The 12159-nt window shown below is 47.9% G+C and carries 9 protein-coding genes; 8 read left to right on the plus strand and 1 reads right to left on the minus strand.

Translation table 11 applies throughout. The annotated features are described in order from the left end of the window. Nucleotides 1-18: 18 nt before the first annotated feature. A complete protein-coding gene (locus tag AC23N5_RS12910) occupies nt 19-1137 on the plus strand; it encodes a sensor histidine kinase (RefSeq protein ID WP_183970847.1) in 1119 nt (372 codons plus the stop codon). Then, nucleotides 1134-1898 carry a LytR/AlgR family response regulator transcription factor gene (locus AC23N5_RS12915; RefSeq protein WP_487755909.1) on the plus strand — a complete coding sequence of 255 codons (765 nt, stop codon included), beginning with the start codon at nt 1134-1136 and terminating at the stop codon, nt 1896-1898. Before AC23N5_RS12910 ends, AC23N5_RS12915 begins: the two co-directional genes overlap by 4 nt. A 245-nt stretch (nt 1899-2143) precedes the next feature. Here AC23N5_RS12915 and AC23N5_RS12920 read toward each other — a convergent pair whose 3' ends face one another. Then, complete coding sequence (locus AC23N5_RS12920) at nt 2144-3022, minus strand: AraC family transcriptional regulator (protein ID WP_487755910.1); 879 nt, start codon at nt 3020-3022, stop codon at nt 2144-2146. A gap of 397 nt (nt 3023-3419) precedes the next feature. On the opposite strand from AC23N5_RS12920, the gene AC23N5_RS12925 reads away from it, so the two are divergent. From AC23N5_RS12925 to AC23N5_RS12950, 6 genes are all read left to right on the plus strand, one after another. Beyond that, nucleotides 3420-4889, plus strand: coding sequence for a c-type cytochrome domain-containing protein (locus AC23N5_RS12925; RefSeq protein WP_487755911.1), 1470 nt, complete (start codon nt 3420-3422; stop codon nt 4887-4889). A gap of 2 nt (nt 4890-4891) precedes the next feature. Continuing rightward, complete coding sequence (locus tag AC23N5_RS12930; protein WP_487755912.1) at nt 4892-8146, plus strand: DUF1553 domain-containing protein; 3255 nt, start codon at nt 4892-4894, stop codon at nt 8144-8146. Between the two features lie 5 nt (nt 8147-8151). After that, nucleotides 8152-9603, plus strand: coding sequence for a DUF1501 domain-containing protein (locus AC23N5_RS12935; protein WP_122934606.1), 1452 nt, complete (start codon nt 8152-8154; stop codon nt 9601-9603). A 98-nt stretch (nt 9604-9701) separates the two neighbouring features. After that, nucleotides 9702-10259: an RNA polymerase sigma factor gene (locus AC23N5_RS12940; protein ID WP_122934019.1), complete on the plus strand. Its 558-nt coding sequence runs from the start codon at nt 9702-9704 to the stop codon at nt 10257-10259. Then, nucleotides 10234-11031 carry a hypothetical protein gene (locus AC23N5_RS12945; RefSeq protein WP_487755913.1) on the plus strand — a complete coding sequence of 266 codons (798 nt, stop codon included), beginning with the start codon at nt 10234-10236 and terminating at the stop codon, nt 11029-11031. Before AC23N5_RS12940 ends, AC23N5_RS12945 begins: the two co-directional genes overlap by 26 nt. Nucleotides 11032-11043: 12 nt before the next feature. Next, entirely contained in the window at nt 11044-12153 is a 1110-nt protein-coding gene (locus tag AC23N5_RS12950; RefSeq protein ID WP_183970853.1) for a porin family protein, read from the plus strand. Nucleotides 12154-12159 lie beyond the last annotated feature (6 nt).

The raw sequence follows: 12159 nt of genomic DNA on the forward strand, positions 1-12159 counted from the left end.
TTCCTTATTTTTACTTTGATGAACTTAGCTCCTTCTGATTTTCTCAGCAAACGCCAACAACTCCAACTCGCGTTGAGTGTGGTGGTTGTTTATTTACCAATTCGGATCTACATCAACATTCATGACCTTAGCCAAGTCCCAATTTTACAACGCTTACCACTGTGGATGATGGAAGTGACCGTCAATGTGCTGTTTTTCTTTTTGTGGATTAACGTCATTGAGTGGGTGCAGCAACGGTTGTTTAGCTGGTTTGGTAGGGGGTTTTTGATGGAATTCAAAATTCCTGCCCAATTGGCGATGTTTTCGATGGCTACCGTGTTGGCGATTATGTTTAATATCGGCTTTCGGAGTTTGTGGAGTTTTGCCGAAGATTCGCTCGAACAACGTTTTGGCCTTGCTCCAAACCACTCCCCCGAAAACAGCGTGGCGCATCATTTTACAAAGCAGCAAAAGAAAAAAGCCAATATGGGCCTGACCATTTTAGCGATGTTATCAGCCTTTTATTTGGCCTCTAACCGACGGGCTTATCAACAACTTGAGAATATCCAATTAAAAGCCGAGCGATTGGAAAAGGAAAACGTGAAAGCGCAATTCAATGCGTTGAAAAATCAAGTAAGCCCTCATTTTTTGTTCAACAACTTTAGTATTTTGTCTTCTTTGGTAGAAATTGACAGTGAATTGGCTGGGAAGTTTTTGCAGCAGTTGTCAAAAGCCTATCGGTATATTTTAGAACAAAGTGACAACGAACGGATTAGCCTTAAAGTAGAACTTGAGTTTATCGAAACGTATTTATTTTTGTTGAAAATGCGTTTTGATGAAAAACTAAACGTGAAAATTGACATTCCTGAATCGGTCGCGAATCGGTATTCGGTTGCCCCGCTGACGCTACAATTGTTGGTTGAAAACGCCGTCAAACACAATCGAATGTCGGCCGAAGAGCCACTGCTGGTTTCTATTCACTGCGACGAGACGTATTTGAGCGTGGTTAATCCGATTCAGCCCCGTCCCCAAAGCGAACCTTCGACGGGCTTAGGGTTGAACAATATCGTCAATCGTTACAAATTACTAACCTCAAGTCCCGTTTCTATCACCCAAAAAGACGGGATGTTTAGAGTTACCATACCATTGCTTGCATGAACGTACTAATTATTGAAGATGAAAAACTGACGGCCCAGCGGTTGGCTCATTTGCTGCATCGTTACGATCCCGAAATTCGGGTGTTGGCGCAAATCCCCTCGGTGCAAAATGCGATTAATTGGTTCGAAAACCCCCAACATCCCAAGCCCGACTTGTTATTTCTGGACATCCACTTGGAAGACGATTTAGGGTTTCGCATTATCGAAAAACTTCAGCTGACGATTCCCGTCATTTTCACCACCGCTTACCACGAATATACCTTGCGGGCTTTTAAAGTTAATAGCATTGATTATTTGTTGAAACCCATTGATTTTGAGGAGCTAAAAGCCGCAATTGATAAATTTAAGCTGTTGCGACAACCGCTTGCTCCTGAAGTAAATCTCAATGCAATGCTCCAACTTTTTGGCCAAAACCAAGTGGCTTACAAAGACCGTTTTATGGTAACGGTGGGGGCAAAATTGAGAAGCCTTCAAACGAGCGAAATCGCTTATTTTTCGTTTGAAGACCGAGCGACCATTCTTACCACGCACGACAACCTTCGCCTCAGCGTCGATTACAGCCTCGACAAACTTACGCAGTTGCTCAATCCGCATGATTTTTTTCGGGTCAATCGCTCCCTGCTCGTTTCATTATCCGCGATTCAAGTTGCCCATGCGTATTCGGGAGGTAAAATAAAGCTAGAATTGGTACCCGCTTTTAAACAAGAAGTTTTTGTGAGTGGCGACCGCATTGCAGATTTTAAGGAATGGTTGGGCAAATAAACTAAAGCCGCTTTCAGCGCTTGAGATGCCCTATTTAAGCAGCCAAAACGGGCATTGGTGCTTTTTTATTTTTTATGTCGCGCTCTCCGTTTTATTTTTAGGGCTCTTGGTTTGCTTGCTTTTTTGCGCGCATTCCATCCTTCCAAATGCACTTAAAGACTTTTTAGATAGAATGAGTGAGTGGGCGACGGGGGAGGTTTTGCCTCCCCCGTGCTTGGTTTTATCACCCTCCCCCGTCAGGTCTTTTAGTCAAGCTCGGAGACTTGTTTCCGATACTGGCTCGGCGCTATTCCAAAACGACTTTTAAACAGTTTCGAGAAGTAGTAGATGTCAAATACACCTACTCGGTCGGCAATTTCTTGCAACGAAAGCGAAGATGTCGTTATCAATAATTTGGCCCGCTCCAGCCGTTTATTGATGATATAGTCCAATGGGCGAATTCCCAAGACTTTTTGAAATTGTCGCGAAAAATAATCGCAATTAAGCCCCTGAAGACCAGCCAATTGTTCTACTGTTAGCTTTTTATCCAAATGCGTGTGAATGAACCGAAGCACAAAGCCGATGTCACTTCGTCGGTGTTTCTCGCTGGTATTGCCAAAGGCAGTGGTAGGACGGATAAATCGGGATACCAATTGAAGTAAAATTCCCTGCGTTTCGATAAGATGGTGCTCGTTGGTAGGAGGGTACTTTTGGTTAAAACTTAGCAAATCCGCGCGGTTATCGTAGGTTTTAGGGTCATTCTTGAGAATGGCGCGGCCTGGGTGCAAATCTAATATGCGCTGGAATAGCTCCTTGTCAAAATGCGACGCTTGGGTTTCATAGACAAACGGCAGCATGTCGAACACCGAAAGACCTGATTCGGAGTCATCTAAAAAGGAAATATAATACTGCTCCATGTTGGTGTCGCAATGATAACGACTGACCGAAAATTTGGGAATAAGGTACATGTGCCCAGGCTTTAGCAGGTACTTTTGCTGATTATGGTAAACCCAAGCTTCGCCTTCGGTAATAAAATACAACCGAGAAAAAGGGCTTAATACGCCGTCAAATTGCCAATCGGTGCCTAGTGAGGCGTAGCCAACGTGCAACAGGTTAAATTTTAAGGTGTAGAGTGTGTCAATCATTGCAGTATGGATTAGATAAGAAAAAGCTCATGTATAAAAGGAACAATGAGCTTTTTGTGATTTTAACCTATCTATCTATTTATTTATAAAACGCTGCGTTATAATGGGTGTCTGGCGCTTTAATTTTTACAAAGAAAACACACTTTAGTTCAATTTAGTCTTTGAAATTTACCAAAATTATCAGGTATTTTAACCTCTAATTCGCATAAAATAGATTTCATTGGGAATATTTATTTAGCAAAGAGTAGGATTGTGGTATTTGGAAATTTTGATTCTGGGCTTTTGGGCGAAAGCATTTGAAAAAAAGTCGGATTTGTACAAATAGCTGCCACTTTTATTCATTTTTGAAAGGCAAACTTCGCCTTACTTTTGTGTATCCTAAACCAGAAAATCTTGCATGATGACCGTTGCCGAATACATAGGCCGTTTCCACCCGCTTTTAGTGCATCTTCCCATCGGTATTTTACTGTTTGGGTTTGCGTTGATGTTGTACCAGAAAGTCCGAAAAGTGGACGTAACGGAAGCTATTTCGCTGGCTTGGTTGGCGGGGGCGATTGCCGCATTGTTGTCGTGCGGAGCTGGCTGGCTATTGGCGCAGTCGGGCGACTACGAGGCGGAGGCCGTGCAGGTACACCAATGGACGGGGTTGGCAACGGCGGCGTTGAGTTTTCTGACCTACGCTTTTGCAAAATACCGCTGGCTATTGGCCTCGGCAACGGTGATTTTGTTGACCGTTGCGGGGCATTACGGCGGCAACTTGACGCATGGCGAAGGCTATTTATCATTTGGTAATCAATCTGTTGATTCATCCGATACGACGGCGGTGGCCTTGGTGCCTGAGGTGGTAAAACAAGATTCGCTGGTGGCGGCCAATCAGCCCCAAGTACGGCGCACGTTTCTTTACCGCGACCAAGTGGTGCCTATTCTAGAAAAAAACTGTTACAGTTGCCATTCGGCGAAGAAAAAGAAGGGCGGACTGCGGCTTGATACTGAAGCTTTTATCCAAAAAGGAGGTAAAAATGGAGGAGTATTGGTGGCGGGAAATCCACAAAAAAGCAAGCTGTTTAGCTACCTGCTGCTGCCGCACGACGACGAAATGCACATGCCACCCAAAGGCAAACGCCAACTGACATCCCAAGAAGTAACGATTCTGCACCATTGGATTGCCAAAGGGGCATCGTTTAAAGCAGAAGTGGAGGTTATTCAAAACCAACAACCTTCGGAGGTGGAAGCTTCGGCGATTTTGCCACTTACCTTACCTACCTTGGTGGTGGATAGTGCGATTGCTCCACAAAAAGAAACGTCGGCTTTCGCAAGCGTCGAGACGTCGATATTGGCGAAACCAACCGAAGCACCCACTGCATCGACGGTGACGTATTTTCAGCAACAGCAGGTGACGTTGACGCCCGTACAGCAAGGAACGGGCTACGTAGCAGCTAATTTTGTGAATGTAAAAGCGTACCAACCGTCGATGTTGAAAGAATTAAGCCGCGTGCAAGGGCAATTGGTGCGGTTGCGCCTTTCTAACCAGCCCGTGCGCGACGAAGAATTAAAACCCCTGAGCGCTTTGACCAACCTCAATCGACTCAATCTGGAAAATACGCAAATCACGGATGCGGCGTTGGCCGAATTGAAGCAATTGCCGAAATTGGAACAGCTAAATTTATACGGTACGGCCGTGACCGACGAAGGTATTCAACAATTGGCGACTTATCCACAATTGAAGGTCGTCTATTTGTGGAAAACCAAGGTAACTCCGCAAGGGATTGAACGGCTTAAACGCGCCAAACCAACGTTGAAAATAGAAGATGGGCAGCAACGATTCACGTTGCCCGACACCAATAAAACCACGAAAACGCAATCATAGTCATGATGAGGTTTCTCCTTTTTTGCTTGGCCAGCGTGCCTTTTTGGTTTCCACCCACCAAAACCATTGACGGTGTAAAAGTACCCGAGGAGGTGGCCGCGGTCTATGACAAACTCCCCGCCGAACTGGATTATAACCAACACGTAAAGCCTGTGCTTTCCGACAAATGCTTTGCCTGCCACGGCCCCGACAAAGCCAAACAAAAGGCGGGTTTACGCCTTGACGTGGCGCAAGCTGCTTATGGCCAATTGCCCGAAAACCCTGGCAAAGTAGCCGTCAAGCCAGGTAGTTTGGCCAAAAGCGAGTTGGTACACCGCATTTTGTCCAGCGACCCTGACTACCAAATGCCGACGCCGCAGTCGCACCTCACCCTGACGGCCGAAGAAAAGGCCGTTTTACTCAAATGGGTAAAAACGGGAGCGGTGTATAAGCCGCACTGGGCGTTTGTGAAACCTGAGAAAAAAGCCGTGCCTACGGCAGCACCGTTCAGCGGCTACACGCCCGTCAATGAAATTGATTATTTTGTTGGACAACGGTTGGGGCGTGAAGGACTGACGCCATCGGTCGAAGCGCCCAAGGAATTATTGCTGCGGCGGTTGTCGTTGGATGTAACAGGATTACCACCAACCATTGCCGAAATCGACGCTTTTTTGGCGGATAAAAGCCCCAATGCCTACGAAAAACAAGTCGATAGACTGCTGGCGTCGCCGCATTTTGGTGAGCGGATGGCCACCGATTGGCTGGATGTCGCCCGCTATGCCGATTCTCACGGCTATACCGTTGATCGGTTGCGCGATATGTCACCTTACCGCGACTGGGTTATCAATGCTTTCAACCAAAACATGCGCTACGATGCCTTCATCCACCAGCAATTGGCGGGCGATTTGATGAAAGGGCCTTCGGGAAATACCCCAAGCCGTGACATGCTGATTGCGACGGCTTTCAACCGAAACCACCAACAAAACATGGAAGGGGGAATTGTGGAAGAAGAGTTTCAAACCGAATACGTCATGGACCGAGCCAATACCTTGGGCGATGCGTTCATGGCGTTGTCGCTGGGTTGTGCGCGTTGCCACGACCACAAATACGACCCTATTTCTCAGAAAAACTACTACGAACTCTACAGCTTTTTCAACAACGTGCGCGAAGCGGGACAAATTTCGTGGAACGACGACTTGCCCACGCCGACGCTGCTGTTGCCTACCGAAAAACAAGAGGAGTTAATCCGTTTTATGCAGTCGTCGATGAAAGAACAGGAAGTCAAATTGGCCAAAACTGTGGATGCTTCCGAAGCTTCTTTTCAGGCGTGGTTGGGAACGGAAGAGCCGCGAAAACTCAGAACCCAAGCCGTGCCGCAGGTAGGCTTACAGGGCTTTTTTACCTTTGAAGATTCTTTACGAAATACCGTGAACCCTTCGCATAAGGGCAAAATGAAGCGCGACGCGGGCGATGCCGACAAGCCTGTTTTTTCCAAAACCGCCCGTGGACAAGTACTCGAACTCAACGGCGATTCGTACGCCGATTTGCGGCCCGTGGGTGTATTCCGAAAATCAGAGCCGTTTTCGGTTGGGATTTGGGCGTGGTTTCCCAAAGAGTTTAAAGAAGGGGTGATTTTTCACAAAAGCAATGCCGAGCGGTTGTACAATTTCAAAGGGTTTCATTTGCACGTCAAAAACAACCGCTTCGAAATCTGCATGGCGCACACGGCACCGTCCAATGCCATCACGCGGCAAAGCAATCAAGCCATTCCGCGCGACCGCTGGGTGCAGTTGACCATGACCTACGACGGTTCGTCCAAAGCCAATGGCTTTAAATTGTTTATGGACGGAACCGAATTGGCGATGGAAACGGTGATGGACCAGTTGTACAAAGACATTATTTTTTACGATGCCAAAAACGAAACGGGGCTACAAATTGGTGGCTGGTGGCGTGGATTGGGCTTCAAAGGCGGTAAAGTGGACGACGTGGCGGTGTATAACCGAACCCTCACGCCTTTTGAAATAAAGATGTTGGCCAACAAAGCTACGTGGCAAACCATTGTGGATAAGCCTGTTGCCTCGCTGTCGCAGGAAGAACGGGCGGTGCTGAAAGACTATTACGTGTCGGCCGTGGATGCAGCAGTAGCTGCTGAACGGGCAGTTCTGCAACAACAACGAACGGCTTTCAGCGATTCTACGCGCCACATTGCCGAAATTATGGTAATGCAGGAAATGCCAACGCCCAAACGCTCGTACTTGCTACAACGCGGGCAATACGACGCACCTGGCCCTGAAGTGTTTCCCAACACCCCCTCTGCGGTCTTGGCTTTTCCCGCCACGCTTCCCAAAAACCGCCTTGGCTTGGCACAGTGGTTGACCGATCCTAATCACCCGCTGACGGCGCGGGTAGCAGTGAATCGCTATTGGCAAAATTTCTTTGGAACAGGCTTAGTAAAAACCACCGAAGACTTTGGAAACCAAGGCGAATTGCCCTCTCATCCTGAATTGCTGGATTGGTTGGCGGTCACGTTCCGTCAGGATTACGGCTGGGATGTCAAACGATTGGTAAAATTGATGGTGATGTCGGCTACGTACCGCCAAGATTCGCGCACGACGGCCGCCCTGCGAGAGCGTGATCCCGAAAATCGCTTGTTGGCGCGAGGCCCTGCCACTCGCCTAACCGCCGAAATGCTCCGCGACAATGCCTTGGTAGCTAGTGGGTTGTTGAATAACAAAATTGGGGGTAAAAGTGTAAAACCGTACCAGCCCGATGGCTTGTGGGAAATCAACAGCATGACCTACAAAATGGATACGACCGATGCCATTTACCGCCGCAGCCTGTACGTGATTGTCAAACGCTCCGTGCCGAATCCGACCTTGGGGACGTTTGATGCCCCCACGCGTAGTAGCTGCATCGTACGCCGACAACGCACCAACACGCCTTTGCAAGCCTTGGTCACGCTCAACGACCCCACCTACGTGGAAGCCTCGCGGGTGATGGGCGAGCAAATGGCCCGCCAAAAACAGTCAGCGGAAGCGATTGAATGGGCGTACCGACAACTGACGGGAAAAAGACCCAACGAAAAGGAAGTACAGTTGTTGGATAAATTATACACGACGCAATACCAGACTTTTAAAACAACCCCCGCCAAAACAAAAGGTTGGCTAAAAACAGGGTTGAAAAAAATAGATACCACGCTCGAACCTGCCCAAGTGGCAGCCTACGCCGTCGTGGCCAATACCATTTTAAATTCCGATGCAACCATCACCAAACGCTAATGCCCATGACACCGCATCACGATGAACCTTTTCGATTGCATACCCCCGAATTTTCGGGCTTGAACCAACAACTCGACCGCCGTGATTTTCTCAAGCGAACGGCCTCGGGACTGGGGGCGTTGGCGCTGGGTAGCTTGTTAGGAACGCCAAGTTTTGGAGCAACGCCGATTTTGCCCAAAGCCAAACGGGTGGTTTACTTGTTTATGGCAGGCGGGCCTTCGCAGTTTGAAACCTTTGATTACAAACCAAAATTGCAGTCGATGCTGGGGGCGGCCTTGCCCGATTCGGTTCGGAAGGGGCAACGCCTGACGGGGATGAGTGCCAACCAAGCATCGTTGCCGATTGCCCCAAGTGTGTATGGTTTCAAACAACACGGAAGCACGCGCACGTGGGTAAGCGAGCTGCTGCCTTACACGGCGCAGGTGGTGGACGAATTGTGTTTGGTTAAATCGCTTTATACCGAACAAATCAACCACGACCCCGCTATTACGTTTTTTCAAACGGGTCATCAACTCCCTGGGCGCCCGTCGATTGGGTCGTGGGTGAGCTATGGCTTAGGCTCTGAAAATCAGAACTTGCCCGCTTTTATTGTGTTGGTGTCCAAAGACGCATCCAAAGACCAGCCTTTGTACGCGCGGCTGTGGGGGAATGGCTTTTTGCCGTCCGAATACCAAGGCGTGCAGTTTCGGTCGGGAAAAGACCCCGTGTTGTTTCTCAATAATCCTGAAGGCTACGACGGCACCGACCGCGAGCAGATGTTGGGGTACTTGAGCCAACTCAATAGCTTGCAAAACGATACCTGGGGCGACCCCGAAGTGAATGCCCGCATTGCGCAGTACGAAATGGCGTATCGGATGCAAACTTCCGTACCTGAAGTGATGGATACTAGCCAAGAACCCGACGAAGTATTTGACCTGTACGGCCCTGGCAGCCGTGACAAGGGAAGCTATGCGGCCAATTGTTTGCTGGCGCGTAAACTGTTGGAAAAAGACGTGCGTTTTGTGCAACTTTACCACCAAGGCTGGGACCACCACGGGTCGTTGCCCAAAGGCATGGCGAAGCAGTGTAAACAAATTGACCAAGCCACGGCGGGGCTGTTGATTGACCTCAAGCGCCGAGGGTTGCTCGAAGATACCTTGGTTGTGTGGGGAGGTGAATTTGGCCGAACGGTGTATTCGCAAGGAAAATTAGCGGCCAACGATTACGGCCGCGACCACCACCCGCGTTGCTTTACGATGTGGATGGCAGGGGCAGGCGTGAAGTCAGGATTTTCGTATGGACAAACCGATGATTTTAGCTACAATATCGTCAAAGACCCCGTGCATGTGCATGATTTTCAGGCGACGTTGCTGCATTTGATGGGCGTTGACCACGAGCAGTTGACGTATAAGTACCAAGGCCGTCGCTTTCGCCTTACAGACGTACACGGGAAGTTGGTGAAGGGCATTTTGAGTTAAAACTTGCGTCGGAGACGTCAGACTGTTTTTTTATTTTTTTTACAACGCAGGCAACCTTTCGCCTGCGTTTCTTATTATAAGCCCAAAACGCACCTAATTTGATTACACTCGCCACCATACAAAAAGCCCAGCACCGCGATAAAATGGCTCAAAAACAGCTTTTTGAGGGGTACGGTAATGTCATCTATCGCTTGGCTTTCAGGTATTTGCGCGAACGGGCTGATGCCGAAGACGTAGTTTCGGAAGCGTTTTGCTTGGCTTTTGAGAATATGCCGAAAGCAAATTTTCAGAGTGTGCCATTTTTTGAAGCTTGGTTGAAACGTATCACGGTCAATGAGGCGTTGAAATCGCTTCGCAAGCGCGCCAATTTTCATTTGTTGTCAGATTCTGAGTTTGAAATCGAAGCCGTCAGCGAAAACACCATCGAGAGGCTTTCGGCCGCACAGATTTGGGAAATTGTCTCGCAGCTTCCTGTTGGCTACCGAACCGTTTTTAACCTGTACGAAATCGAAGGGTATAGCCACGCCGAGATTGCCAAAATGCTGAACATCTCGGAAGGAACCTCCAAGTCTCAATTGAGTAAGGCAAAATCATTGTTGCAAAAAAGGGTCATTGAACTAGAAAAAGACTATGCACAATCAAAAATTGTTCGATAAAATCCGAGAAACGCTCAGCGACGATACAGTGGAGGACATTAGCCCTCTTGAATGGGATAAAAAAGCCGTGTGGGAGCGCATCGAAACGCAAAATTCGCCTCGTCGTGGTTTTGCTTTTGGTAGATGGGCGGCGGTGGCTGCCGCTTTCATTGGGATACTATTGTTGGGTAAATGGTTGTTGAATCCCCATTCTTCGACTCAACTACCTCCAAGCTTGGTCAAAGTTACTCCGCAACGCAGTCTTGCTAATCCTCTCGTAGAGCCATTAAAAGTAGAAGCTACCCAACAGGAAAAGGCTTTAGTGAAGAAAAATAAAAGCTACGGATACGTTGAAAAAATGCTCGTTGTAGAAGATAGGCGGGTTGTTGAGCCAGAGGATTCAAGTAAGCTTGCGCAAGTCGTTGTCCAAGCCGATGGAATCACCTCACCCCAACCCCTCGCCTTGTTGGAGAAGGGTGAAGCGTTTCCCCGTGTTGAAAAAGAAGCGAGCGAAGCCCACAAAAGTCCCCTTTCCCAGAAGGAAGAAGGGGATTCAAGGGATAATGTCACACCCAAGGAACGAGTGCTGATTGTGGATATTGACATACCAGACTTGCCCGAGAAAACCCCCGCCCAAGATTTACTAAGAACCACCTTTTTAGAACGCTTTAGCCGAGAAACGCGCCGTTTGCGCACAGAACGAAAATTTGATTTAAGAGCATTGGACCGCCGCGCAGGCAAAGGCGTGTGGTCGTTGGTCGCGCACAGCCTCGTTGTACCAGAATCGAAATAACCAATAACAACCATGAAAACAACCATCTTAATGTGTCTCCTTGCTGCGAACTGTAGCTGGGCTGCCGACTCCCTCATTGTGAATGCAGGCCCCGCAAGCCGCGTTATTTTTTACGGCAAAACGCCCGCAGACTTACAAAAGCTTGAGCGGTTGGATTTAAACAAACTTCTGCGTGACCTGAACCAAACCCAAGACTCTACGTTGGGACACATTCAGCTGAGTTCAGCGCCTTATCGTGCAACGGCCAAGCCACTTCCCAAATGGCAACAATACTGGCAAGAGTATAAGAAAAACACGTTTTTTAATTTGCATCTGGGAATGGGTAGTTACACTTTTTTCAACCAGCCCATTGGTCGGTACGAATACTTTAGACTCAATGACCCTTCAGTTTTTATGGACAACCCACCGAGCAAGAGATATACGGTTTTTAATTCGCTTTGGTTACGAACCCGTTCGGTGGTAGGGGTGAGTTTGGTACACGACGCTTATTGGTGGAATGGAAAACGAATGGGAATGAAATTTAGGTACGGAGTAGGGATAGAAGCGTTGGGGCTGAGGTATCAATATTCTAATGTTGAAAAAATGGATCCAGAACTGTTTTCCGACAATCGAATATCTTCTGCCAAATACGATTATTACACCAATACTTTAGCGCTTAGGGCAGAACAAACCGATGTCCGCGCGTTCAGTTATAATTTTCAACTAATGCCCAAAGTGTTTCTCAAAAACAAAAAAGGAAAAGAAACATTTTCGTTGGGCGTAGGGGTTCGTTACAATGTTAGTAGGATGAAACAGCCATTGGATGCTGGCAGTATGCTTATTGGCTGGGGTGGGTATTCCATAGATTCAGATGGAGTTTTGGGAGGTCGGGTTACGGCCACTAGCGGCCCCGTTATTGCTTCTAGAGATATGTATTATGCTGTCAAAGAAAACGGCCTAAAAAACTTCACTTACATGGCAGAAGTGGGTTACCGAGGCGTGTCGCTCTTTTTTAATTATACGCCTTCATTTACCCAAATTACACCTAGCTTGACGAGGTTCTCTACCAGCAACGCTCAATACTACAATCAGCAAAGTGGCAAGCTCGGGTTTATCAATTTTGGGGTAAAAATAGGCCGTTAGTCCTAA

The sequence above is a fragment of the Runella sp. R5_40 genome (assembly GCF_057652295.1).